The following is a 24,002-nucleotide window of genomic DNA, read 5'->3' on the forward strand; positions in this document are numbered from 1 at the left end:
CAGTATGACCGACCGGACAAGGCCCGGCTACGTCCGGCGGGGACGTGTTTCCGCTGGCCGGGCGGCGGCGCCCAGGCCCAGGTGGCGGCGGGCGAAGTCGAGGGTTTCGCCCAGCCATTCCTCGCGTTCGCCCGCGCCCCGGGCCTTCCGCGTGCTGACCTCCGCGACGACGATCCCGGGCCAGCCGCTGCTGCCGAGGTGCTGCAGGCTCTCCGCGCACGGCTGCTGGCCATGTCCGGGAACCAGGTGGTCGTCCCAGCTGGTGTGGAAGCCGTCCGTGAGGTGAACGTGGCTGAGCCGGTCCCCCAGCAGCTTGATCTCAGCGAGGGAGTCCACTCCGGCGGAGGCGGCGTGCGAGAAGTCCCAGGTGACGTGCTGGTAGTCCAGCGGCCGCGGGTCCCAGTGCGGCAGGTAGGCCTTGGTTTCGCGCCCGCGGACCTTCCACGGGTACATGTTCTCCACCGCGATGGTGACCCCGAAGTCCTCCATGATGTTGCGGATGCCTTCGGGGAAATTCTCGGCGTAGCCGGACTGCCAGCGGAACGGCGGATGCACCACGACGGTGGCGGCGCCGACCTCGGCCGCCATGGCCGCGGACATGACGATCTTGTTCCAGGCCTTGCCCCAGACCTGCTGCGTCAGCAGCAGGGTCGGCGCGTGGATCGCGACGATCGGCTGCTGGTAGCGTTCGCGCAGGTTCCGGAGCGCGTCCGGGTCCTGCGAGTCCTGGTTGTTGGTCACCATGACTTCCACGCCGTCGTAGCCGAGGTCCGCGGCGACGGCGAACGCGTCGTGGACCGCCAGCGGATAGACGGAAGCGCTGGATAGCGCCACTGGGATGCGGGCGCCGTTGCCTGAAGCATCGGCGGCCCGCGTCACGGCTTCACGTTGCCGTTCGCCGACGCGGGCTGGAGCGCCTTCTGGACCAGCGCGGTCCCCACCGGCCGGACCGGCGCGTCGCTGTCGTAAAGCAGGTGGTCGAAGCGTTTGAGGATCAGCCCCTCCCGCAGGGCCCACGGGCAGATCAGGAGGGTGTCGACGTCGAACATTTCCATTGCTGCCTCCGCCACCATGGCGCCGGCCAGCAGCTGCGGCGCCCGCACCCGGGAGACGCCTGGCAGGTGGACGCGGTCCTCGACCGGCATGGCCACGAGCCGCTGGGTCCAGAGCGAGAGGTCGTTGCGGCGCAGTTCCCGGCGGACGTAGGGTCCGGCGGCCGACGGCGCCGCGCCGGTAATGCGCGCCAGTGACCTGAACGTCTTCGACGTTCCCGCGACCAGGTCCGGCACGCCGAGCCCGTCGAACTGCTTGATGGCCGGTTCGAGCGTGGTGCGGATGTGGTTCCGCAGGTCCTTGACGCTTCCGGCGCTGGGCGGGTCCTGCGGCAGCCATTCCCTGGTCAGGCGGCCTGCGCCGAGCGGCACCGACACGGCGACCTCGGGCTGCTCGTCGCGGGCCATCGCCATCTCGAAGGAACCGCCGCCGATGTCCAGGTCCAGCACGGTGCCGGCGCCCCAGCCGTACCAGCGGCGCACGGCCACCACGGTCATCGTCGCTTCCTCCGGGCCGCTCAGCTCCTGCAGCTCGACGCCGGCCTCCCGCTTGACCCGGGCCAGCACCGCCTCGCCGTTGGTCGATTCCCGGATGGCGGAGGTGCAGAACGCCAGCATGTCTTCGGCGTTGTGCTGGACGGCGAAGCGCCAGGCCTCGCGGACAAACGAGACCAGCTCCCGCTGGCCGGACTCCGTGATGTTGCCGGCGCGGTCCAGGTAGGCCACCAGCGACAGCGGACGCTTGTGCGACGCGAACGGCACCGGGCGCGCGCCGGGGTGGGCATCCACGAGCAGCAGGTGGACCGTGTTCGAACCGATGTCGAGGACGCCTAGACGCATGGTCCCATTATGTCGCCTGAGGTCCGCCGCGGCTGAACGCAGGCCGGTCCGTCCGGAACATCGCGGCGGACCGGCGGCATCCGGGCCCTACTTCTTGGCGGCGGCTTTGCGCCGCGTGGCCGGCTTTTTGGCCGGTCCTTTCGCCCGCTTTTCCTTCAGCAGTTCGATGGCCTGCTCCCGGGTCAGCTGCTCGATCGTGGTCGACCGAGGCACCGTAATGTTCGTGACGCCGTCGGTAATATACGGGCCGAAGCGGCCCTCCTTGACCACGATGTTCTTCTCCGAAACCGGATCGACGCCGAACTCGGCCAGCGGCGGGACCGCGGCCTGGCGCCCGCGCTGCTTGGGCTGCGCGTAGATTTCCAGCGCCTGCTCGAGGGTGATCGTGAAGATCTCCTCCTCGGAGCCGATCGAGCGCGAGTCCGTGCCCTTCTTGAGGTACGGCCCGAAGCGTCCGTTCTGCACTGTGATCTCGTTGCCTTCGGCGTCCGTACCCAGCACCCGCGGCAGGCTGAGCAGCTTCAGCGCGTCCTGGAGCGTGACGGTGTCCACGGTCATCGACTTGAACAGGGAACCGGTCCGGGGCTTGATCTTGGCCGGCTTCTTCGGCGGCTTCGGCTTGCCGTTCTTGTAGTACTCCACCGGCTGGTTGGCGAGTTCCTCCGCCGTCGGCTCCGGGATCACCTCGGTGACGTACGCGCCGTAGCGGCCCTCCCGGGCCACGATGGTGCGCCCGGTCTCCGGGTCCTGGCCGAGCTCCCGCTCGCCGGGGCCCTGGGTCTCCATCAGCTCCACGGCCTTCTCCGCGGTGAGCTCGTCCGGCGCCAGGTCCTCCGGCACGTTCGCCCGCTGCGGCTCCTCCGCGCCTTCCTCGCCCGCGCGCTCCAGGTACGGCCCGAACTTGCCCACGCGCAGCGTGATGCCGTCGGCGATGTCGATGGAGTTCACGACCCGGGGATCGATCTCGCCCAGGTCGTTGACCACGGTGCTGAGCCCGGTCTCGTGCCGGTCACCGTAGTAGAAGCCGTTGAGCCAGTCCGTCCGCTTGGCCTCCCCCGCCGCGATCCGGTCCAGGCCCTGCTCCAGTTCGGCGGTGAAGTCGTAGTCCACGTAGTCGCGGAAGTGGTCCTCCAGCAGCTTGACCACGGAGAATGCGATCCAGCTCGGCACCAGCGCAGAACCGCGCTTGCGGACGTAGCCGCGGTCCATGATCGTCGAGATCGTCGCCGCGTAGGTCGACGGGCGGCCGATGCCGCGGTTTTCCAGTTCGGCCACCAGCGAGGCTTCGGTGTACCGCGGGGGCGGCGAGGTTTCGTGGCCGACGGCGGTCACTTCCTGCGGCGTCAGCGCGTCACCTTCGGCGAGGTTCGGCAGGCGGCCGCCCTCGGCGTCGTCCTGTTCGTTGCGGCCGGCGTCCTTGCCCTCTTCGTAGGCGGCCAGGAAGCCGGGGAAGGTGATGACCGTGCCCGAGGCGGTGAACACGGCGTCGCGCCCGTCCGAAGCCGTAGCCCCGAGCCGGACGGTCGACGTCGATCCGCGCGCGTCCTCCATCTGGGAGGCGACGGTGCGCTTCCAGACCAGTTCATACAGCCGGTACTCGTCGTTGCCCAGCTGGCTGCGGACCTGCCCCGGGGTGCGGAACGAGTCGCCGGCGGGACGGATGGCCTCGTGGGCTTCCTGCGCGTTCTTGGACTTGCCCTTGTAGACGCGGCGCGACTGCGGCACGTATTCGGGGCCGTACAGTTCGGAGGCCTGCCGGCGGGCGGCGTTGACGGCCTGGTCGCTCAGCGCCGGCGAGTCCGTACGCATATAGGTGATGTAGCCGTTTTCGTACAGCCGCTGGGCCAGCGACATCGTGGTCCGGGCGGAGAATCCGAGCTTGCGCGCGGCTTCCTGCTGCAGCGTGGACGTGGTGAACGGCGCCGCGGGGCGGCGGGTGTAGGGCTTGTTCTCGACCGAGCGGACCGCGAACTCGGCGCCCTGCAGTGCCTCGGCCAGCGCGGTGGCGGCGGCCTCGTCCAGGTGCACGGCCCCGCGGGTCTTGAGCGCGCCGCGGTCGTCGAAGTCGCGGCCGGTGGCCACGCGGTCGCCGTCGACCTGCGCCAGCTTCGCCTTGAAGCTGCCGCCCTTGGCCGCCTCCAGCGGCTCGACGGTGGCCAGCAGGTCCCAGTAGGAGGCCGAGCGGAACGCCATCCGCTCACGCTCGCGCTCCACCACCAGCCTGGTGGCGACCGACTGGACGCGGCCGGCCGACAGCCCGGCCTTGATCTTGCGCCAGAGCACCGGGGACAGCTCGTAGCCGAACAGCCGGTCCACGATGCGCCGGGTTTCCTGCGCATCCACCAGGTCCGTGTCGATGTCCCGCAGCTCGTTCAGCGCCCGCTGCAGCGACTCGGGCGTGATTTCGGAGAACGTCATGCGGTGCACGGGAATCTTCGGCTTCAGCACTTCGAGCAGATGCCACGCGATGGCCTCGCCCTCGCGGTCACCGTCAGTGGCCAGATAGAGTTCGTCGGCGTCCTTGAGCAGCGACTTCAGCTCCGAGACCGTCTTCTTCTTGCCGGGCGAGACCACGTAGTAGGGCTCGAACCCGTGCTCGATGTCGACGGCGAACTTGCCCACCGAGGTCTTCTTCAGCTCGGCCGGCAGGTCCGATGGCTGCGGCAGGTCACGGATGTGGCCCACCGATGCTGTGACCTCGAAGCCCTCGCCGAGGTACCCGGCAATGGTCTTGCTCTTGGCAGGAGACTCGACGATGACGAGTTTCTTGCCGGTCTTTTCGCGGGCCTTCGCTGGCACGTTGCTCCTACTGACGAATTGCTGTGGTTCTGCGGATGCGCCGCCGCCGACGCTGAGGTTCGACGGTGCTTACCTGCACTAGGGTAGCCGCAACATTAGCGCAAAACGGAAGCGGGACCGCCTCCGGAAGACTTCCGGACGGCTCAGGCGTCGTCGATATCGCCCGGCAGGAACGAGAAGACGTAGTAGAGCTTTTCGGCACCCTCGCCCCTATTGTCCGGGTTGGTGGTCGGGCTGTATTCAAGCAGGATTTCGCCGATCCGGCGGCCCAGGTCCGCGCGCTGTTCCGGCGTCAGGTAGAACCGGCCGGTGCTCAGCGCCGCCAGGTGCCCCTCCTGCCGCCAGGTATCCGGGTTAGGGGTTTCCTTGTCCCGCTTCACATATTTACTGAGGCGTTCGCGCAGGTCGTTGAGTTCGACGTCGACGACGCCCAGCGTCGCGGCGCGGCTGTCCGCCACCGACGTCACGTCCAGCCGGCCGGCGGCCGCCTGCCAGTGCCGCTCGCGGCCGTCGCCCTGGTTGGCGCTGCGCTTGACGAAACCCCACTTCTCCAGCGCCCGCAGGTGGTAGCTCATGGCGCTCGGGGTCAGGCCGTGCCGCTGGGCCAGCTCGGTCGCGGTGGCTGGCTGCTGGGTATCGAACAGCTCCTCGATGACTTTCAGGCGCACCGCATGAGCCAACGCCCTGATGGCCCTGGCATCGGAAATGTTGACCCGGTCCGCCGGGCCGTTCGAAGCCTCGCCCGCGACAGGATCGAGGGAGGGCGATGCACCTTTTGTCATGAACAGTAAGTCTATCCCGCCGCCGGAAGCAGGAAACCGTCCAGCACCAGGTTCCTGGCTTCCTCCAGCAGCCGCGCCGCGAATTCCTCCCCGGGCTGCTCCAGCAGGGCCGCCAGCGCGGTCACCAGCTGGCCGACGGTCAGCTCGCCGTCGCTGGCGGAAACGAGGCCGGCCAGTTCCGAACTCATCAGGTTGGTCCGCCGCAGGCCCCCGCCCTGGCGCAGCAGGATGACGCCCGGGTGCTCGGCCCCAGGGCGCTGGTGCCGTTCCTCGGTGACGTCCTCCGCCACGGCCAGCCGCTGATCCGCGAAGTCCCCGCGGTGCGCGTCCAGCCAATCGTGCCGCTCCACGGCCGCCGCCAGGTGCGGCCCGATCGGCTGCTCCAGCGGGTACGTCAGCTCCTCGAACCGCCGCAGCATCCCGCGGCCGGCGTCGTTTGCCTTAACCTCCCCGCCGCCGTCGTGCGCCGGAGCCGCGCCGGAACGGCGCAGCCACACCATGCCGAACCCGACCGCCTCGACGTTCCGCGTCCCGAAGTCCTCAAGGTAGGCCCGGTAGACCCTCTCGTACAGCTGCGGATCCCGGTTCTCCGACGCGTCCCGCAGCCAGGTCTCGGCATAGGCGGCGGGGCTGAGCTGCTCGCGCTGGATGACCCAGGCCTCGGTGTCCGGGTCCAGCCAGGACTCCAGGCGGCTGTGCCAGGACGGGGCGTCCGCCTGGATCTCCCAGTTTCCGAGCATCTGCGCGACGCCGCCCGGCACCAGCACGGATGGCAACCGCCGCACCAGCGTGGCCACGATATCGTCCCCGGGGAGCCCGCCGTCGCGGTAGGTGAACAGCTCATCGGCGGCCGTCTCCGAAGTCCGGGGCGTGATGACGAAGGGCGGGTTGGACACCACTAGGTCGAACCGCTCCCCCGCTACGGGATCCAGGAGGCTGCCCAGCCGCAGGCTGACGCGGTCGGCCAGGTCGTCGGGGTCCAGGTCCAGGGCCGGCGCATTCAGCAGCAGGTTGAAGCGGGTGAACGCCAGCGCGCGCTCGGAGATGTCGGTGGCGGTTACGTGCCGGGCATGGCTGAGCAGGTGGAAGAGCTGGATGCCGCAGCCGGTGCCCAGGTCCAGCGCGCGGTCCACGACGCGGCGGATGGTCAGCTGCGCCAGCGTCAGCGACGCCTGGCCGATCCCGAGCACGTGGTCGTGGCGCAGCACTCCGGGCCGCTGGTGCGCGCCCAGGTCGCTGGCCACCCAGAGATTCGTGGCATCGAACGCATACGGCCGCAGGTCCACGTCGGCACGGAACCACCCGCCGTCGTTCGTGGCCAGTCCCAGCGCGGCGAGCCCGTCCAGTCCCAGGCCCGGCAGGGCGGCAGCCAGGTGCGCCTCCTCGACGTCCTCGCCCAGCAGCCATAAACGTACGACGGCGGCCAGCGGCTCCGGCGCATCGGCTTCCGATGGCCGTTCGGTCGCCAGCTTGGCAGGGACCAGCTGGTCGCGGCCGAGCGCCTCGTAGGCCGCAGGCCCCAGCAGCCGCTCCACGCCGTCGACGGTGTAGTCGAGGGCCCTTAGATCCTCGGCGAGGGCTGCGATCAGCCGCTGATCCGTGCTCTGCGGGGCCTGCGGAACGTTGCCGGTTCTGAACTCAGTCACAGAGGAAAGTCTAGGCGGGGCCCGCGGGTCGGCGGTCCGGGACGTGCGGCCGCGGCAGATCGGCGCTGGGACAGGACGGGCCTGCAACGACAGGCTGAAGTCCACGTCGCACTATCCGACACTCGCGGCGAGCCCGACCCAGTCCATAGGAGTTATGCGGCGCAGCCATCCGGGCAACGCAGGGTCTCGGGGTTCGCGGCGCAGTCGGCGCAGTACAGCGTGAGGTTCCGGCAGCTCTGGTTGGAGCAGTTCTCGAACTTGCTCGTGGGGGCTTGGCAGCGCACGCACTCGCCGATCGTCTTGGCTTCCGGCGAGAACTCCAGATGCATCCTCTTGTCGAAGACGTAGAGCGAGCCCTCCCACAAACCTTTGTCCCCGTACTCTTCGCCGTACCGGACGATCCCGCCGTCGAGCTGGTAGACCTCCTGGAAGCCGCGGTTGACCATCAGCGAGGAAAGCACCTCGCAGCGGATGCCACCGGTGCAGTAGGTGACCACGGGCTTGTCTTTCAGCCCGTCGTACTTGCCGGAGTCGAGTTCGCGGATGAAGTCATGGGTGGTGGCGACGTCGGGCACGACCGCGTTGCGGAATTTGCCGATCCGGGATTCGAAGGCGTTCCGGCCGTCGAAGAAAACGACCTCTTCCCCTGCCTGTCCCTTCGACTCAACGAGCTCGTGCAGTTCCTCCGGGCGAAGATGGGTGCCGCCGCCGACCACGCCGTTCTCGTCCACCTTCAGCTCGCCCGGGGCACCGAAGGACACGATTTCATCGCGGACCTTGACGCTGAGCCGCGGGAAGTCCTCGGCGCCGCCGTCCGACCACTTCACGTCCATGCCGCGGAAGGCCTGGTACTCGCGGGTGGTCTTGACGTACTGCTTGACCGCGTTGATTTCACCGCCGACGGTTCCGTTGATGCCGTCTTTGGAAATCAGGATCCGCCCGGTGAGCCCGAGCTTTTCGCACAGCGCCCGCTGCCAGAGACGCACGGCCTCGGGGTCAGGAAGCGGGACGAAGGCGTAGTAAAGCACAATTCGGTTAAGAGCCACGCCTTTAAGGTTACGACGCGGCACCAAACCACAGATTGTGAACGCACCTGATCACCGGTGCATATCCAGAGTGCCCGAGGTTAGGTACTGTCATCCTATGGGCCTCGATTTCACTGCAGACGCACCCGATAACTTGCTCCCGGCCTGGGTCGCCGGCTGGTCGGCCTGCCGCGGCTACACGGCAGCCGAGGAGGCGGGCCATCCGGCCATCGTCCTCTCGGACAAGACGGGTGACTGGGAGTTTTTCGCCTACGAGCCGGGCGACGAGGAATTCGCCGAATTGGCCAGGAACACCATCGCGTCGCCCAAGCGCATCTTCACCGTCCTGACGCGCGAACCCGAGCGGTTCAAGGCTCTGGCCCCGCAGCACGGCCTTCGGGTGCACCACTACGACCAGTCCATGATGGTCACGAACATGTCCGACCAGGACGCCGAGGATCCCTGGTACCGCGATCCGGAGTTCAAGACGGAGATCGACCGGGACGGCAACGTGCACCGTGCCCGCGTCATGTTCGGCGAGGAGGAAGCGGCCCACGGCGTCATGGCCGTCGTGGACGGCGTGGCCGTCTTCGACCACATTGAAACGAACGAGAAGTTCCGGCGCCGCGGCCTCGCGACCCACATCATGCGCGCCCTGGCGGCGTCGGCCTTCGAGCACATTGTCGACACAGGCCTGCTCATCGCATCGCACGACGGCCGCATGCTGTACCAGCACCTGGGCTGGGATACCGTCTGCGACGTCATGATCCTCAAGCCCACGGACGCTGCCTGAACCGCCGGCTGGCCGGCCCGGATAATCCAGGTCGCCCCGGCCGCCAATCTCCGCATCGCCCGTCAGTACCGTAACGGGCTCGTCCCCCGCTGGAAGCGCGATCCTGCGGTTGCCGCATGAGGATGAAACAATGCTGTGGTGGCCCTGCATGATTCGCTGATTCCGTTGCTCGGTTCCGGCGCCGATCCGGAACAGCTGATGCACGTGCGTGAGGTGCCGGCACGCGAAGCGGTCCACGATCCTTGGCCGGACTGGGTGCACCCGGACGTTGTTGAGGCCTACGCATCCCTGGGTGTCGCGCAGCCGTGGCGGCACCAGCTCCAGGCGGCCACGCAGGTCCATGCCGGGCGGCACACGATCATCGCCACCGGCACTGCGTCGGGAAAGTCGCTCGCCTACCAGCTGCCCGCGCTGGATGCCATCCACCGCACGGCCCTCGAGGACCAGGCCCGGCTGGAACCCACCGGCGCCACTGTCCTCTACCTGGCACCGACCAAGGCACTCGCGGCCGACCAACTCGCGGCGGTGAAATCCCTCAAGCTGCCGACCGTCCGCGCCGAGACGTACGACGGCGACACCGACCCGGGTGCGCGGCGCTGGATCCGGGACCATGCCAATTTCGTGCTCGCGAATCCGGACATGCTGCACTTCGGCATCCTGCCCAACCACACCTGGTGGGCGCGGTTCTTCCGCCGCCTGAAGTTCGTCGTCGTCGACGAAGCCCACAGCTACCGCGGGGTCTTCGGCTCCCACGTGGCGAACCTGATGCGTCGGTTGCGCCGGGTCTGCGCGAGCTACGGAGCCGACCCGGTGTTCATCGGCGCCTCCGCCACGGCCGGTGAGCCCGCGGCTTCCTTCAGCCGGCTTATCGGCGCACCGGCCGGCAGCGTCACGGACGACTGTTCCCCGCACGGCAGCACCACGGTCGCCTTCTGGGAACCGCAGCTGACGGACCTCAAGGGGGAAAACGGCGCCCGCGAGCGCCGAACCGTGGTCGCGGAGACGGCCGACCTGCTGGCCAACCTTGTGTCGGCGCGGGTCCGCACGATTGCCTTCATCAAGTCGCGGCGTGGCGCGGAAACCATCTCCAGCATCACCAAACGGATGCTCGAGGAGGTGCACCCCTCCCTGCCCGGGCGGATCGCCGCCTACCGCTCCGGATACATGCCCGAGGAGCGGCGGGAGCTGGAAGCCAAACTGCGCTCCGGCCAGCTCCTCGGTGTCTCCAGCACGTCCGCGCTGGAACTGGGAATCGACATCTCCGGACTGGACGCGGTGCTCGTCGCCGGCTGGCCGGGGACCCGCGCATCGCTGTTCCAGCAGATCGGACGCGCGGGGCGGGCCGGCCAGGACGCACTTGCCGCCTTCGTCGCCAGCGACGACCCGCTCGACACCTACCTGGTCCACCATCCGGAGGCAGTCTTCGACGTCTCCGTCGAGGCCACGGTCTTCGATCCCTCCAACCCCTATGTCCTGGGCCCGCACCTGTGCGCCGCCGCCCAGGAGCTTCCGCTGACCGTAGACGACCTCGAACTCTTCGGCCCGTCCGCCGCCGGGCTGGTCGACGAACTGACAGCGGACGGCTTCCTGCGCCGGCGTCCGGCGGGCTGGTTCTGGACGCATGCCGAAAGTGCCGCGGCCATGGTCAATCTCCGGGCCGACGGGGGCGGCCCGATCAGCATCGTCGAGAGCGAATCCGGCACGCTGCTCGGGACCATGGACTCGCCCCAGTCCCACTACCAGGCCCATACCGGAGCCATCTATGTTCATCAGGGGACGACCTACCTGGTCGAGGAACTGAACGAACAGGACCACTGCGCCATGGTCACGCGGTCCAACCCGGACTACTACACACAGGCACGGGACGTCACGCAGATCGAGGTGCTGGGAGAACTGCGCGGCGAGGACTGGGGCTCCGTCCGTGCCTGCTTCGGCGACGTCAAAGTCACCACGAAGGTCATCTCCTTCCAGCGCAAGGCCTTCATTTCGAATGAGATCCTCGGCGAAGAACCCTTGGAGCTGCCGTCGCGCGAGCTGTTCACGAAGGCCGTCTGGTTCACCATCGATGAGCCGGATCTGGCCGCCGCCGGCCTGACCGCCGCGCGGATACCGGGGGCCCTCCATGCCGCCGAACACGCCGGCATCGGCCTGCTGCCGCTCGTCGCATCGAGCGACCGCTGGGACATCGGCGGGGTTTCGACCGCGCTGCATGCCGATACCGGCAAGCCGACCATCTTCGTCTACGACGGGCACCCGGGCGGGGCGGGCTTCGCCGAGCGAGGCTATGACGCCGCACGCACCTGGCTCTCGGCCACCCGCGACGCCATCGAAGCCTGTGAGTGCGACTCGGGCTGCCCCTCGTGCGTCCAGTCGCCCAAGTGCGGCAACAAGAACAATCCGCTGGACAAGGCCGGAGCCGTCATCCTCCTCGACGCCCTCCTGCACGCCGCCAGGACGCCCCTCGAACAGCCCGTCTCCTAGGCGCTCACGGCCCGTGCCGGAACCCTGAGCGGCGCCGACCCGGACAACCTGCATTGGCACGAATGGCCCGCGGGAGCGCTCACGGCCCGCGCCCCGGCGGCGGGCCGGCCCTGCTGACGCCTTTGGCTTCCCGCCAGGGTACATCGAGCCAGCCGAGCAGCCGCAGCGGAACGGCAACGTCGACGTCCACAATGTGCCCGGACGGCCCGATCCTGCGGCATTCCTCCAGCGCGGCCCCGTGTTTGCGGGCGACTTCCGCCGCCCGCAAACACGGTTCGCCGCTGATCAGCCCGCGTGCGGCATCGGCAGCCGCCAGCGCGGCCAGGTCGGCCGTCTTCGCTGCCCGGGACGATGCCGCTCCCGCCTGCACCGCCATCGCCACGGCTGCCAGCAGCAGGCACAGCAGGATGGCGATCCCGGCAGCCAGGACCGTGCCTGCGCCGAGATCCTTCCGGTTCCCGGGAGGCCGGCAGCTGGTCAGCCCGCGGTTCATGGGACTGTCCCGCTGCCGGCGTGCGGTTCCGCCGGAGCCGAGGCCTCGGCGCTCAGCCTCCACCCTCCGGCGCCGGCCCAGGGGCCGGGCACGGCCGCGCTGACCTCGACAGTGACCCACCCGCCCGCGTTCCCGGATGCCAGCGCCGCCCGCGGCCCGGCAATACGCCGTACGGCCGAGGCGGCGTCAGCTCCGGACTCGCCCCGGGCCAGCTGGCGCGCCGCGGTTTGTGCAGCCTTCTCGAGCTGGAGCTGGGTTGATCCGGCCGTCGCTCCCGCCAGCAGCATGGCCAGCACCGCCACCACTGCCGGAAGCACGATCGCCGTTTCGGCAGTCACCGAACCTCGTTCACTGGAGACCTCCAGCGGCAGCGGCTGCTGCGCCGCCAGGCGGAATGCCCTGCGCGGGTGCAGGGCTGAAAGCCGGACCATGGTGCTCACACTGCCGTCAGGGCCAGCTCAACGAGGTTCATCAGCAGCCCCCGCACTTCGCCGCTGCGCAGGATCAGTACCAGCAGCCCGGCGAAAGCCACGGCTGCCAACGTGGCGATGGCGTACTCGGCAGTGGCCATCCCCGCCTCGGAACCGGCCAGGTCCCGCCACCTGCGCTGCGCCCTTTCGGCAGGGGCCGCCGGAAACTCAATGATGTCCGCGTCCCGGCCGGCGGCGGTCTCCGGTTCGGCCGCAGAGCCTGCGGGGCGGGGTGCCAGCGATGGTGTTGATGACATTTTTCCTCCTGTGGTTTGCCGCGGTGTTGCGGTATCCATGAGCTTTCCGGATGGGGATCAGGACGATCAGTGCGCTCTTCGCCGAGGTGGATATCCGCCCCATCCGCCGCTGTTGTGGAGGATGACTCGCGCGGGTCAAAGCCGGGGCAGCAGCGAGATCAGGACCGGCACGATGCCGAGGGCGACGAAGGAGGGAAGGGCGCACAGGCCCAGCGGCAGCACCAGCTTGGTGCCCAGGGCCGCCGCGCGGCGCTCGGCCTCCTGCCTGCGCCGCCGCCGGAGCTGTTCGGCCTGGGCATGGAGGATCTCAGCAGCCGGCGCCCCGGTCGCCGCGCCGAAAGTCAGCGCCTCGCGGATCCGGGCCAGGTCTTCGTCGTCGCCTGCGAGCGCCCACGCGCTCCCCCATTCCGTCCCCAGCTGCAGAGCCGAGGCGACCTTTTCCAGCCGCATCCGCCCGTCTCCTTCGGCCGCCCTGGCGAGCGTCCGTACCGCCGCCGGCAGCGAGGTGCCGGCCCGGAACATGGCGGCCAGCAGATCCAGCATGAGCGCCGGGTCCGGCAGCGGTGCATCCGCCCGTTCCCCCGCACCGGAAAGCCGTGGCGTCGCCCTACGGCCTGCTTCCGGCCCGGACACGCGCAGGGGCCTGCCACGAGATCCGGGCGGGTCCAGCAGCAAGAAGCCGGTGAGTGCCAGCAGTGCTGCCGCAAGTGCCGTCAGCATCCGGACTACTCCCGGGCCGCGGCGTCGACGAGCCGCCGGGACCAGTGACGGCCGCCCGCCAGCAGGGCCAGCCCGACACCGAGGATAAGCCATCCCGAGGGCGCCCCCAGGAGGATGCCCAGCGGATCAGCCCCCATCGCCATTCCGAGGCCGAGCCCGAGCAGCGGGAGCCAGCCCAGCAGCGTGGTCGTCGCCCGAGGTCCTGCCAGCGCCGTCCTGCGGGCAGCTGCCGCATCGAGCTGGTGCTGCAGGTGGTGCGCGTAGTTCTCCAGCAGCAGTGCCAGCGGCGCACCCGTCTGTTCCGCTGCGTCCCAGCACGCGCCGAGATCCCGCCAGAGCCGCACGGTCATTGCGCTGGCCTCCGGGGGCACGCCTGCGGGAAGCTTGACGTGCCGGAGCGCGGCAGCAACGCTCAGTCCCAAGCCGGCGGCCTGGCCGGCAGCGCGGATGCCAGGCCGCAGCAGGGCGGAAAGCGCGATCTGGCGCAGGGTTTCCGGAGCGCCGGCGTCCGGCCCCGCCGGGCCAGCCACGCCTTCGCCTCCCGTGCCGTAGAGCCGGCCCGCTTCGTCCCACATCCGTGCGGGAGTGCTGCCCGAACGCAGCAATGCGGCCAGTTGCCGGACGAACATCGGCAGTTCGTGCAGGCAGTCCGCATATGCCTTGCTGTTCGCGCCCCGCGTGCGGTTGCGCCTCCGCCGCCGCTCCCGGCGCAGGACGGTCCCCTGCACGCCGACCAGCAGGGCGGCCGCGAGGCACAGCAGGAAAACCGCCAGCCCGTTCATGCCGCCTCGTCCTCCGGCAGGGAATAGCCCGACCGTGCCAGCTGTACCCGCAGCGCGGTCCAGCCCGGTCCCGCCCGCAGGACGCCGCCGTCCATGCACAGTGCAGGTACCGTCTCCAGTGATCCCGCCGCCGTGCAGCGGATGAGGGCCAGCTCGGCGACTCCCCGCCCGCCCTCTGTCCGCTCCAGGTGGATGACCAGGTCCAGGGCGCTGCCGGCCTGCAGTGCCACGGCCTCCGGCGACAGCCCGGCCAGCGCGCCCATCGCCGCCAGGCGGGCCGGCACTCCGGCCGCGGAATTGGCGTGGACGGTGCCGCCGGCCCCGGCGTGCCCGGTATTCATGGCGGCCAGGAAGTCGCGCACTTCGGCGCCGCGGCATTCTCCGACCACCAGCCGGTCCGGCCGCATCCGCAGCGCCTGCCTGACCAGTTCGCCCAGGTCGACGGAGCCGCTGCCCTCCACATTGCTGTGCCGGCTCTGCAGTCCGATCACGTGCGGATGGTCCGGGTTCAGTTCGGCCGCGTCCTCGACCAGGACCAGCCGCTCGTGGACGGACGCCAACCCGAGCATCGCGGACAGCAGCGTGGTCTTGCCGGATCCGGTGGCGCCGCTGACCAGGAAACTCAACCGGCTGCCGACGACAGCCTCAAGGTACGGGATCCAGGCCGGCGTCTGCTTGAGCAGTTCGGCAAGGGTGAAGACCCGCGGGCGCCGGATCCTGATCGAGAGCAGGGTCCCCCGGGTGGAGACCGGCGGAAGGACCGCGTGGACGCGGTAGCCCTCGAGACGCACGTCCACGCAGGGGCTGCTGTCATCGAGCCGGCGTCCTCCGGCCGTCACCAGCCGGGCGGCCAGGGCCCGGACCTCGGCGTCGCTACCGAACACCACGTCGCTCCGCCGCAGCCCTGCCGTCCCGTCCGTCCACACGTCCTCCGGCCCGTTGACGAGGATGTCCGTGACTCCGCCTTCCTGCGCCAGCCGCTGCAGCGGACCCAGGCCGCGCAGGTCCGCGTTGAGCGTTTCGACGGCATCCAGCACAGCTGCCGTCCCAAGGACCTGGCCGCTCGTCTGGACCGCTGCGGCTACCCGGGCTCCCGTAACCGGCGACGGGTCCGACAGCACTGCGTCGCGGAAGGCGCTCAGGTCCAGCGGGGTCCCCAGCGGGGCTCGGGCGGCCCGCCGCCCATGCGTTCCCGTCCGAAAGTCCACCGCTCAGCCCGCTCTCGTCACGGCCGGCGAAACGGCCGGCGGAACAGCCGGCGAGACGGCCGGGCCCAGACGCCGCAGCAGGCGGCGGACGCTGCGGTGCGCGGCCTTCTCCAGCAGCCTGCCGCGGTCTTCGGCGGCAGCCATACCGCGCAGCCGCGGCAGGTAGCCCGCAAGTTCCACCCCGGCCTGCTCGGCGGCCAGGTCTTCGTCCATACCGGCCGGCAACGGGCCGCGGACCACCGCGCTGGTCGGGACCGGACGCAGGAAGCCGGCCGCCGCAGCAGCAGCCGCAATCCCGCGGGCACCCGCCGGCATGAGCAGCACCGCCCGGTCCGCCACGGCCAGCCAGCTGCCCGCTTCGGCGCGGACCCGGCCGGCGTCGACAATGACCAGGTCGAAACCGGCCGCCGCGCCTGTCATGACCTCCGTCACGGCCTGCCGGGGAATGTCCACCGCTCCCCCGCTGCGGCCCCAGCCGAGCAGGGAGAAGCCGTGGGCAGCAGGCAGCGAGGCGCGCAGCTGGCCGGGGTTGACCGAGCCCCGCACCCCGGCGAGATCCGGCCAGCGCAGTCCTTCGGCCTGTTCCCATCCCAGACCGGCTTCCAACCCTCCGCCCAGCTGGTCCGTGTCCACCAGCAGGGTCGTGCGTCCTCGGGCGGCGGCGTCCGCGGCGAGCCAGCCGGCCAGCGTTGAGCAGCCGAGGCCGCCGTTGGTTCCCAACACCGCGACCACCGTGCCGCGGGCGTCACCGTGCCTGCTGCGGCTAAGGTACTCGGCCAGCCAACCCGCGGCCTCGGGCAGCACGGCCACCCGATGCGCCGACGCTGCAGCCGCCTGTTCCCACAGGAGCGTGGATTCGTCCGGGAAACCGGCGACGATCACGTCCGCCGCCAGCCGGGGCAGCCTCGCGGCGGCGTCGCTGCCGAGCACCACCACGCTGCCTTCTGGTATGTGCCCGGCATCGTGGACCTCAAGCAGGCTGACGTCCACGCCGGCCGCCGCCGCAACCCGGGCCACTTCATCGCGCAGTCGCGCCGATGCGGTCACCAGCAGCACCTCGGCTCCGTCATGCCGCGGTGTCCAGTGCCGTGCCGCCAAACTTTCCGTCTGCATAACCACCAACCTGCCCCTCCGCGGGCGCCGGCGGAACCGCCGGTGCGTCCGCTGTGGACGGCCGTCAGCCTGTGGAGGACAAGCCACCGGCCGCCATCGGCGAAAATGGCTGGGTGTACATGGTCCTAGCGACTGGCCCCTCCGGCGACGGCGGCGCCGCCCGCGAACCCTCCTTCCTGCTGCAACGCGCGGACGCTACCGGCGCGCCCGCGGCACCGGCCGCCGTCGTTAGTTCAGCGGACCTTCCCGCCGCCGTGGCGGCGCTGGAGGAGCCGTCCCTGCGCTGGGTCTGGGAGGGGACCCGCAGGAGCTACCTGCCGCTGCTTCGCGCCGGAACCACGGTCGAACGCTGCCACGACCTGTCCCTAACCCGGGAGCTGCTCGTCCTGTCGCAGTACGCGGCGGACACCGGCTACATCCGGGCCCTGCGAGCCGACAGCGGGCGCCGGCCGGCGGAGCAGCCGCACCGGGACGACGAACAGGACCAATTCACGCTCTTCGACCAGCAGCCGCCGTCGGCGACCATCGGGGCGGTGCTGCAGGAGCTGCAGGACCAGCTGGCCGCGGTCGCCGGTTCGCCCCGCCGGGAGAGGCTCCAGCTCCTCGTGGCGGCCGAATCCGCGGGCGCCCTGGTCGCCGCCGAAATGGAACGGGCGGGCCTGCCCTGGCGCCGCGATGTGCACGAAGAGATCCTCACCCGGCTGCTCGGCCCGCGTCCGCGGCCGGGCCAACGACCGGCCCGGCTGGACTCGCTCGCCCGGGAACTGTACCGGCTGCTCGGGGTCCCCGCGTTCAACCCGGATTCGCCCCAGGAGCTGCTGCGCGCCCTGCACCGGGCGGACATCGAAGTGCGGAGCACGCGCTCCTGGGAGCTGCGGGAACACCGCCACCCGGCGATCGGTCCGCTGCTGGAATACAAAAAGCTCGCCCGGCTTGCCTCCGCCAACGGCTGGGAATGGCTGGAGTCCTGGGCCGGCGAGGGACGGTTCCGGACCGAGTACGTGGTCGGCGGGGTCGTGACGGGGCGGTGGGCTTCGCGGGGCGGCGGCGGCCTCCAGATCCCGCAGCAGGTCCGGGACGCGGCGCGTGCGGACGAGGGCCACCGGCTGGTGGTGGCCGACGCCTCGCAGCTGGAGCCGCGCATCCTCGCCGCGCTGGCCCGGGACGATGCGCTGGCGGCGGCCGCCCGGGGGCGGGACCTCTACCAGGGCATCGCCGACGTCGGGTTCGGCGGTGACCGTGCCAAGGCCAAGGTGGCCATGCTGGGCGCGATGTACGGGGCGACGACGGGCGAATCCGGCCGCCTGGTGCCGCAGCTCGCCCGGACGTATCCCCGGGCCCTCGCGACCGTCGAGCGCGCGGCCCGGGCCGGCGAGGCCGGAGAAGTGGTCAGCAGCCATCTGGGCCGGGGCTGCCCTGAGCCCTCGCCGGCATGGCGGCGCGCCCAGCTCAGCGCGACCGCGGAGGAACAGCGGCGGGCGGATGCGGCCGCGCGCAGCCGGGGCCGTTTCACGCGCAACTTCATCGTGCAGTCGACGGCGGCGGAGTGGGCCCTGTGCTGGCTGGCGGAAGTACGGCGGCGGCTGCGCGCCTCCGCGGCGTCCGGCACCTTCATCGGGGAACTGGTGTTCTTCCTGCATGACGAGGTGGTCCTGCATGTGCGGCAGGACCAGGCCGACGCCGCCTGCGCCCTCGTGGCGGAAGCGGCGGCGGATGCGACCCGGCTCATGTTCGGGCGTATTCCCGTCGAGTTCCCCGTCAGCATCGCGGCCGTCGACTCCTATGCCGAGGCCAAGTAGCGGCTTTTCCACAGCCCGCGGACGGGCCGTGGCCGCCGCCGGCGGCGTCGCATAGCCTCGTCCCCAGGACGGCCGGGAAGGCCGTGCGGCGGAGGAGGAGAATGGCAGTCCTGACGATCGACACCGAGGCCCTGGACGCGTCGGCCGCGTCGGCTGAGGGCGCTGCCGCGGACCTGGCCGCGCTGCGGCGGGACGCCGTCGCCAGGTCGGCCGCAGCTGCCGGCATGTCCGGCTGGGAAACCGAGGCCTTGGCATGGGGCGAGGCCTACGACGACGCCGCGGCCGGCATCCTGGGCGCGCTGGACCAGCTGTCGGCCGCCTACGCCTCGGCCGGATTCCACACCCGGGTGGCGGCTTCGCTTTACGCCTTCACCGAGCAGTTGTCCGGCGGGGCGCCGGTACCGTACGAAGTCCCGCCGGAACCGGTCGCCTCGGTGTGCCCGCCGCAGGCCGTGTCCGCGGTAGGGGGCCGGATCCCGCTGATGCCGGAATTCGGCCAGGTGGTCGCGGACGCCGCCGGCCGGGCCTGGCCGTCGGGCGATGCCGCGGCCATGCGCGCCACGGCCGCCGCCTGGTCCTATGTCGCCGCCGAACTTGAGGCGGAAGCGGACCGGGCTCTGTCCTCGGCCACCTCGCCGCTTGCCGGCCAGCGCTCCGCGGACATCGCGCTGCTCGAAGAGCACCACGGCCAGCTCCACCGCGGCAGCCTGGACATTGCCGAGGCGTGCCGTGCCCTCGCCGCCGGCTGCACGCAGATGGCGGAGACGGTCGAAGACACCCACGCCCAGCTGGCGGCCGAAATCGAGTCCTTCGTGCGCGACGTCGCCGTGTCCGTCGGTGTCTCGGTCCTCGTGTCCGTGCTCAGCGCGGGAATCGGGGCCGTGCTCGCAAATGCCGCGGCGGCCGGCCGGTTCCTGGCTGCGGTCCGGGTCTTTCAGCTGGTCACCGATCGTTTCGCCGCCGACGCGGGCATCGCGCGGCAGCTGCTGCGCACCTCCGGATCGGCGCTGGCCGGCAGCCTGCCCAAGAGCCTGCGGACGGCGGTCCTGCCGTTTGCCGCCGGGAGGCGGCAAACGGTGATCCGGCTGGGCGGGCTCAGCGGACCTACGCCCGTCGGCCGGGCCGTCGAATCGGCGCGCACGGGCGGTGACTACGCCCTGTCCTTTGCCGCCTCGGGACCGGCCGGCATCCTGTCGCACGGGCTGGCCAAGGCGGCCAAGACCGGCTTGGAACGGGCCTCAGGCGGCGCGGGCTCCGGAATCGCCGCGCGCTCGTCCTTCACCGGGAGGGTCATCCGCAACCTGGACTTCGGGTCCAGGTTTTCGATTGTCGCCGTGGGCGCCGGCCGACAGCACGGCCGGCTCCAGGATGCGGGACGAACGGCATCGGAGGACGGGTTCCTCCGCGCGGCCGCCGCGCCTGCCCTACCCTCGATCACGCCGGCAACGATCGTCATGCCGGCGCGGTTGCGGCTGAAGCTCGGCGTTACTCCCCGGCCGGTCGGGCGGGACGCAGCGGAGCGGGGATTTCTCGCGACGCGTCCCAGGGCATTGTCCACCCCAGGTCGTCAAAAAGATGGCTCAGCAGGATCGCGGTGAAGCCCCAGACCGTCACGCCGTGGACGAGGAAGCAGGGGCTCTTGAAGACGTGGCCGCCGCGCTTCACGACCGCCGTCCGCCGGTTCTGCGGATCGAGCAGGTCGGCGACCGGGACCCGGAAGACCTGCGCCGATTCCGCGAAATCCACCACGGAGACGGGCGACGGCGACGTCCACCACGCGAGGACAGGCGTCACGAGGAAGTTGCTGACGGAGAGCGGGATCTCGGGCAGCGTGCCGAGGACCTCGACGCCGCCGGCATCCAGGCCGGTTTCCTCGACCGCTTCCCGGAGCGCTGCCGCCACCGGTCCGTCGTCGTCCGGGTCGATTCCGCCGCCGGGGAACGCCACCTGGCCCGGGTGCGAGGACAGCGTCGCCGCCCGCTCGATGAACAGCAGGTCCAGATCGTCCGGCACGACGGAGTGATGGAACTCGGCGGGCGTGTCGTCCAGGGCTCCGAAGAGCATCAGGACGGCAGCCGTCCTGGCTTCGTCCTCGTCCAGTTCGACGTTGTACCAGCGCTCCCGGTCGCGGACCGACAGCCGTTCGTGGAGCGGCACGCTCACCAGCTTTTCAAGATCCGCCTTGGCACTCATGCATCCAGCTTAAAACCGGCGGCCCGCAGTTCGGCCCGTGTCTGCCCGGTGCGCATCCGGGCCAGCAGTTCCTCCCGCCCGGGAGCCAGCTCGTACTTCAGGAGTTTGGCCGCTTTGTCCGGATCGACCTCCCCCTCGCCGAAGGACGGGCAAAGGTCGGCCACGGCGCAGGCACCGCAGGCCGGCTTCTTCGCATGGCAGACCCTGCGGCCGTGGAACACCACGCGGTGCGACAGCATGGTCCAGTCCTTGGGCTCGAACAATTCGGCCACGTCGAATTCGACCTTGACCGCATCGGTGGAGGACGTCCAGCCAAAGCGCCTGGCGAGCCGGCCGAAATGGGTATCCACCGTGATGCCCGGGATTCCGAAGGCGTTGCCCAGCACCACGTTCGCCGTCTTGCGGCCCACTCCGGCCAGCGTGACGAGGTCCTCGAGCCGGCCGGGGACCTCCCCGTTGTACTCGTCGACGATCCGGTTCGAGAGCGCCAGCAGGCTCTGGGCTTTCGCGCGGAAGAACCCGGTGGGCCGGATCATCTCCTGCAGTTCCGCCTCGTCCGCCTCGGCCATAGCCCTGGCATCCGGATAGCGGGCGAACAGGGCCGGCGTCGTCGCGTTCACGCGGACGTCCGTCGTCTGCGCGGACAGGACCGTCGCCACGACCAGTTCGAAGGGGTTGCGGAAGTCCAGCTCCGCGACCGCGTACGGGTACTGTTCGGCGAGGATCTTGTTGATCCGCCGCGCGCGGCGCTTGAGCGCCAGCGGCGTCTCTTCCGCGCCGGTCCTGCGCGGCCTGCGCGCGGTCCGCTCAGGCACGCTCAATGTTCGTCAGGTCCCGAAGCACCCCGACGCGCCCGTCCGTGTGCTGGACCAGGAACTCATCGCCGCGGTCCTGCAGGGCCAGGATCCAGGCCCCGGGTTCCAGGGTGAACGCCACCTGGCCGGTGTTCTCATCGAACACGGGGCGGGTCCGGCCGACGGCGAACCAGAAGGCCTCGTACGTGACCTCCTCTTCCGGCTCTTCGTAGTGCTCGCGCGTGGCGCTGATCGGCGTGGCCGAGGCCGTCGTGCTGCCCGCAGCCACCGAGCCCATTGCCGCGGTCCTGGGGTACGACGCCGTTGCCTCCTCTGCGCGTTCCTCCCGCTGGGCGCGGTCCTGTTCCTGCGGGGCGCGGTCCTGCTCGTGCGCGGCGCGCTCGGTCTCCGCAGCGGTCCGGCCGGTGCCGCCGGCCGCGGAGAGCGCGGCATCGGGCTGGCCCTTGGCGGCATCGGGGCCGCGTGAGCCGGCGCCGGCGATGCTGTTCGCCTCGGTTTTGGCACCAAGCTCGGCGGGCGGGGTGGATTCCTTTGCGGCCTCGGCCGAGGCCGCCGCGCTGCTTTCCCGGGCGGAACGGCCCGCTGCGGCAACAGCCTCGTCATCCGAGACCGGGATTCCCACGGCTTCGCCGTCGGCTGCGCCAGGTGCCGCCTCATCGTCCGACGCGGCGGGAGATTTCGCAGCCGCCCCCGTCGGCGCCGTCACCCGATGGCCCTCACCGAGGCGGTCCGCCCCGGCGGCCCCTGCTCCCGCCGTGCGCGACGAGGCGGAAGTGCCTGACGGGCGCTGCGTCCCGGTTCCGGCCGCTGCTCCGGCCCCCGGGGTGCCTGCCGAGGCCGCGGAGCCCGCTCCGGCTCCGGCGGCTCCGGCGGCTCCGGCCGCTCCGGCGACTGCAGCTCCGGCCTTCGACCCCGCTGCCGGGGAGGAAACGGAAGCATCTTTGGCCTGGTCCCCCCGGGACAGGCCGGCAGCACCTGCGGATCCGCTCTTTGCCTCGACGGCGGTGCTGCCCTGCCGCTCCCCGGCTCCAGGGCGGGTCCCTTCGGCGGCTGAAGCGAAGGCGCTGTGCCCCGCCGGCCCGCCGGCTGCGTTTGCTGTTGCTCCGGCTGAAGCACCGCCGGCCGCCTGGCCCGCCCGGGCTGCCGGGGCCGTGGCGGCCTTGGGCTTGGCCGCCTTCGGCCGCGGCTCGACGGCGTCGCGGGCCACCGGGTGCGCCGTGGTCTCCGGCCGTCCCACGAAGTCTGCCCGGAACTGCGGAATCCAACGGGCGCAGACGGTCGCGGCCAGCAGGCCCAGACCGCCGACGAAGCCGATGATGGACACGGGCTTGAGCCCCGAAACCAGCTCGAGGAAGTAATAGGCGGCGTTGAAGCACGCCACCACGGAGGCGAACTGGTCCACGGACAGGGACCCGATCCGCAGCTTGGTCTTCGGGGCCAGCCTGCGGATGGCGAACAGAACCAGCACGATGACCGGCAGCAGGATGCTGAGGCCGAGCTGGAAGAGCCCGCCGGAGTTCCACATGTTGAAAACAATTCCCCGGAATACCCCCGCGGGCAGCACCGACGCGAGGAACAGCAGGACTACCGACAGCGCCACGGTGATGTCGCGCATCGTGAAGGGGCCTGCCACCGCCTCTCCCACGCCGTCGCGGTTGGTCACGGCAGGATCAGTCATCGTCTATCTCCGTTCGTTTCGGCCACCAGAGCCAGCTGATTTCAGCGTAGTCAACGATGTGGGCCTTCACTAGCCGAACCGCGGCAGCGCGCCGAACCCGATCTGACCGTTCGGCGCAGATTTGCAGCCTTTTACATCGCCGAATGTGACGGGGCACACTGGCGTCGGAGGCACGCGCTAGTGTGATAATCGACACGGATGGCAGCCGCTGCCATCGGCAGGCCATGCAAGCCGCAACACGAAAGGTCTTCGAATGTCTGAAGCCAACGGTGCCTCGTCCGCAGCCAAGAGCGATGCCCTGGAGAACCTCCTCCAGGAGAACCGGAAGTTCGCACCCAGTGAGGAGTTCGCCGCCAACGCGGTCGTCCACGCTGACATCTACGCGGAAGCGGACGCCGACCGCGTGGCGTTCTGGGCCAAGCAGGCCCGCGAGCTGTTGACGTGGGACACGGATTTCACCCAGACGCTGGACTGGTCCGAGGCACCCTTCGCGAAGTGGTTCGTCGGCGGCACCCTCAACGCTGCCTACAACGCGCTGGACCGCCATGTCGAGAACGGCCTGGGCGACCGGGTGGCCATCTACTTCGAGGGTGAGCCAGGCGACACCCGGACCTACACGTACGCGCAGCTGACCGACGAGGTCAAGAAGGCGGCCAATGCCTTCGAGTCACTCGGGGTGGGCAAGGGAGATCGCGTGGCCGTCTACCTTCCGATGATTCCCGAGGCCGTCATCACGATGCTGGCCTGCGCGCGGATCGGTGCCATCCACTCGGTGGTGTTCGGCGGGTTCTCCGCGGACGCGCTGCGCAGCCGCATCGACGATGCGGAAGCCAAGCTCGTCGTCACGGCGGACGGCACCTACCGCAGGGGCAAGCCGAGCCCGTTGAAGAACGCGGTGGACGCTGCGCTGGAGGCCGAGGGGCACAGCGTGGGCAACGTCGTCGTCGTGAAGCGCAACGGCGAACCGGTGGACTGGCACGAGGGCCGCGACCAGTGGTGGGACGACGTGGTGGAGAGCGCCCCGGCCGAGCATTCCCCGGTCCCGCACGACTCGGA

General features: G+C 70.4%; 21 protein-coding genes. 5 read left to right on the plus strand and 16 right to left on the minus strand.

Features of this window, described 5'->3' with window-relative positions; all coding sequences use genetic code 11:
* Nucleotides 1-27 precede the first annotated feature (27 nt).
* The 6 genes from AHIS1636_RS02065 to trhO all read right to left on the minus strand — a co-directional run bounded on the left by AHIS1636_RS02065 (nt 28) and on the right by trhO (nt 8,165).
* Nucleotides 28-879, minus strand: a complete 852-nt coding sequence (locus AHIS1636_RS02065; RefSeq protein WP_264794139.1) for a sugar phosphate isomerase/epimerase family protein — start codon at nt 877-879, stop codon at nt 28-30.
* Nucleotides 876-1,892: a Ppx/GppA phosphatase family protein gene (locus tag AHIS1636_RS02070; RefSeq protein ID WP_264794140.1), complete on the minus strand. Its 1,017-nt coding sequence runs from the start codon at nt 1,890-1,892 to the stop codon at nt 876-878. Before AHIS1636_RS02070 ends, AHIS1636_RS02065 begins: the two co-directional genes overlap by 4 nt.
* A gap of 87 nt (nt 1,893-1,979) precedes the next feature.
* Entirely contained in the window at nt 1,980-4,691 is a 2,712-nt protein-coding gene (topA, locus tag AHIS1636_RS02075) for a type I DNA topoisomerase (protein WP_264794141.1), read from the minus strand.
* Between the two features lie 143 nt (nt 4,692-4,834).
* Nucleotides 4,835-5,473, minus strand: a complete 639-nt coding sequence (locus AHIS1636_RS02080; protein WP_264794142.1) for an ArsR/SmtB family transcription factor — start codon at nt 5,471-5,473, stop codon at nt 4,835-4,837.
* A gap of 11 nt (nt 5,474-5,484) precedes the next feature.
* The gene (locus AHIS1636_RS02085; RefSeq protein ID WP_264794143.1) at nt 5,485-7,119 is read right to left on the minus strand and encodes a DUF7059 domain-containing protein; all 1,635 of its coding nucleotides are present in this window, start codon (nt 7,117-7,119) and stop codon (nt 5,485-5,487) included.
* 152 nt (nt 7,120-7,271) lie between these two features.
* Nucleotides 7,272-8,165 (minus strand): oxygen-dependent tRNA uridine(34) hydroxylase TrhO, encoded by an 894-nt coding sequence (gene trhO, locus AHIS1636_RS02090; protein ID WP_264794144.1) that lies wholly within the window; start codon nt 8,163-8,165, stop codon nt 7,272-7,274.
* A 97-nt stretch (nt 8,166-8,262) separates the two neighbouring features.
* On the opposite strand from trhO, the gene AHIS1636_RS02095 reads away from it, so the two are divergent.
* Complete coding sequence (locus AHIS1636_RS02095) at nt 8,263-8,937, plus strand: GNAT family N-acetyltransferase (RefSeq protein WP_264794145.1); 675 nt, start codon at nt 8,263-8,265, stop codon at nt 8,935-8,937.
* Nucleotides 8,938-9,075: 138 nt separating this feature from the next.
* Complete coding sequence (gene sftH / locus AHIS1636_RS02100; protein ID WP_264794146.1) at nt 9,076-11,418, plus strand: DEAD/DEAH box helicase; 2,343 nt, start codon at nt 9,076-9,078, stop codon at nt 11,416-11,418.
* 79 nt (nt 11,419-11,497) lie between these two features.
* Here the strand turns inward: sftH and AHIS1636_RS02105 are convergent, their stop codons facing one another.
* From AHIS1636_RS02105 to ssd, 7 genes are all read right to left on the minus strand, one after another.
* Complete coding sequence (locus tag AHIS1636_RS02105) at nt 11,498-11,911, minus strand: Rv3654c family TadE-like protein (RefSeq protein ID WP_264794148.1); 414 nt, start codon at nt 11,909-11,911, stop codon at nt 11,498-11,500.
* On the minus strand, nt 11,908-12,342 hold the full coding sequence (locus tag AHIS1636_RS02110) for a TadE family protein (RefSeq protein ID WP_264794149.1): 435 nt from the start codon (nt 12,340-12,342) through the stop codon (nt 11,908-11,910). Before AHIS1636_RS02110 ends, AHIS1636_RS02105 begins: the two co-directional genes overlap by 4 nt.
* Before the next feature lie 5 nt (nt 12,343-12,347).
* On the minus strand, nt 12,348-12,638 hold the full coding sequence (locus tag AHIS1636_RS02115; protein ID WP_373875764.1) for a DUF4244 domain-containing protein: 291 nt from the start codon (nt 12,636-12,638) through the stop codon (nt 12,348-12,350).
* 135 nt (nt 12,639-12,773) lie between these two features.
* Nucleotides 12,774-13,358 (minus strand): type II secretion system F family protein, encoded by a 585-nt coding sequence (locus tag AHIS1636_RS02120; protein WP_264794151.1) that lies wholly within the window; start codon nt 13,356-13,358, stop codon nt 12,774-12,776.
* Between the two features lie 5 nt (nt 13,359-13,363).
* Nucleotides 13,364-14,140 carry a hypothetical protein gene (locus AHIS1636_RS02125; protein WP_264794152.1) on the minus strand — a complete coding sequence of 259 codons (777 nt, stop codon included), beginning with the start codon at nt 14,138-14,140 and terminating at the stop codon, nt 13,364-13,366.
* On the minus strand, nt 14,137-15,348 hold the full coding sequence (locus tag AHIS1636_RS02130) for a TadA family conjugal transfer-associated ATPase (RefSeq protein WP_373875765.1): 1,212 nt from the start codon (nt 15,346-15,348) through the stop codon (nt 14,137-14,139). The genes AHIS1636_RS02125 and AHIS1636_RS02130 overlap by 4 nt, the downstream gene beginning before the upstream one ends.
* A gap of 3 nt (nt 15,349-15,351) precedes the next feature.
* Nucleotides 15,352-16,461, minus strand: coding sequence for a septum site-determining protein Ssd (gene ssd / locus AHIS1636_RS02135; protein ID WP_264794153.1), 1,110 nt, complete (start codon nt 16,459-16,461; stop codon nt 15,352-15,354).
* A gap of 119 nt (nt 16,462-16,580) precedes the next feature.
* Between ssd and AHIS1636_RS02140 the strand changes: the two genes are divergently transcribed.
* Together AHIS1636_RS02140 and AHIS1636_RS02145 are read left to right on the plus strand one after the other, a co-directional pair.
* Nucleotides 16,581-18,260 (plus strand): bifunctional 3'-5' exonuclease/DNA polymerase, encoded by a 1,680-nt coding sequence (locus AHIS1636_RS02140; RefSeq protein ID WP_264794154.1) that lies wholly within the window; start codon nt 16,581-16,583, stop codon nt 18,258-18,260.
* Between the two features lie 101 nt (nt 18,261-18,361).
* Nucleotides 18,362-19,858 carry a WXG100-like domain-containing protein gene (locus AHIS1636_RS02145; protein WP_264794155.1) on the plus strand — a complete coding sequence of 499 codons (1,497 nt, stop codon included), beginning with the start codon at nt 18,362-18,364 and terminating at the stop codon, nt 19,856-19,858.
* Here AHIS1636_RS02145 and AHIS1636_RS02150 read toward each other — a convergent pair.
* The 3 genes from AHIS1636_RS02150 to AHIS1636_RS02160 are packed head-to-tail and all read right to left on the minus strand — an operon-like array spanning nt 19,746 to nt 22,946.
* On the minus strand, nt 19,746-20,453 hold the full coding sequence (locus tag AHIS1636_RS02150; protein ID WP_264794156.1) for an NUDIX hydrolase: 708 nt from the start codon (nt 20,451-20,453) through the stop codon (nt 19,746-19,748). The two genes, AHIS1636_RS02145 and AHIS1636_RS02150, sit on opposite strands and share 113 nt — an antisense overlap.
* Nucleotides 20,450-21,274: an endonuclease III gene (gene nth, locus AHIS1636_RS02155; protein WP_264794157.1), complete on the minus strand. Its 825-nt coding sequence runs from the start codon at nt 21,272-21,274 to the stop codon at nt 20,450-20,452. Before nth ends, AHIS1636_RS02150 begins: the two co-directional genes overlap by 4 nt.
* Nucleotides 21,261-22,946: a hypothetical protein gene (locus AHIS1636_RS02160; protein ID WP_264794158.1), complete on the minus strand. Its 1,686-nt coding sequence runs from the start codon at nt 22,944-22,946 to the stop codon at nt 21,261-21,263. The genes nth and AHIS1636_RS02160 overlap by 14 nt, the downstream gene beginning before the upstream one ends.
* Nucleotides 22,947-23,199: 253 nt before the next feature.
* Here AHIS1636_RS02160 and AHIS1636_RS02165 point away from each other — a divergent pair.
* Nucleotides 23,200-24,002, plus strand: an 803-nt coding sequence (locus tag AHIS1636_RS02165; protein ID WP_264794159.1) for an AMP-binding protein, incomplete at its 3' end; no start/stop codon positions are given.

It is taken from the genome of Arthrobacter mangrovi (genome assembly GCF_026011795.1).
Classification (GTDB): Bacteria; Actinomycetota; Actinomycetes; order Actinomycetales; family Micrococcaceae; genus Crystallibacter; species Crystallibacter mangrovi.

Excerpts from the sequence above, each read along its gene's own strand:
- AHIS1636_RS02070 (WP_264794140.1), bottom strand. The coding sequence starts at position 1,892 with ATGCGTCTAGGCGTCCTCGACATCGGTTCGAACACGGTCCACCTGCTG.
- AHIS1636_RS02080 (WP_264794142.1), bottom strand. The coding sequence starts at position 5,473 with ATGACAAAAGGTGCATCGCCCTCCCTCGATCCTGTCGCGGGCGAGGCT.
- AHIS1636_RS02095 (WP_264794145.1), top strand. The coding sequence starts at position 8,263 with ATGGGCCTCGATTTCACTGCAGACGCACCCGATAACTTGCTCCCGGCC.
- AHIS1636_RS02105 (WP_264794148.1), bottom strand. The coding sequence starts at position 11,911 with ATGAACCGCGGGCTGACCAGCTGCCGGCCTCCCGGGAACCGGAAGGAT.
- AHIS1636_RS02110 (WP_264794149.1), bottom strand. The coding sequence starts at position 12,342 with ATGGTCCGGCTTTCAGCCCTGCACCCGCGCAGGGCATTCCGCCTGGCG.
- AHIS1636_RS02115 (WP_373875764.1), bottom strand. The coding sequence starts at position 12,638 with ATGTCATCAACACCATCGCTGGCACCCCGCCCCGCAGGCTCTGCGGCC.
- AHIS1636_RS02120 (WP_264794151.1), bottom strand. The coding sequence starts at position 13,358 with ATGCTGACGGCACTTGCGGCAGCACTGCTGGCACTCACCGGCTTCTTG.
- AHIS1636_RS02125 (WP_264794152.1), bottom strand. The coding sequence starts at position 14,140 with ATGAACGGGCTGGCGGTTTTCCTGCTGTGCCTCGCGGCCGCCCTGCTG.
- ssd (WP_264794153.1), bottom strand. The coding sequence starts at position 16,461 with ATGCAGACGGAAAGTTTGGCGGCACGGCACTGGACACCGCGGCATGAC.
- AHIS1636_RS02140 (WP_264794154.1), top strand. The coding sequence starts at position 16,581 with ATGGTCCTAGCGACTGGCCCCTCCGGCGACGGCGGCGCCGCCCGCGAA.
- AHIS1636_RS02145 (WP_264794155.1), top strand. The coding sequence starts at position 18,362 with ATGGCAGTCCTGACGATCGACACCGAGGCCCTGGACGCGTCGGCCGCG.
- AHIS1636_RS02150 (WP_264794156.1), bottom strand. The coding sequence starts at position 20,453 with ATGAGTGCCAAGGCGGATCTTGAAAAGCTGGTGAGCGTGCCGCTCCAC.
- AHIS1636_RS02160 (WP_264794158.1), bottom strand. The coding sequence starts at position 22,946 with ATGACTGATCCTGCCGTGACCAACCGCGACGGCGTGGGAGAGGCGGTG.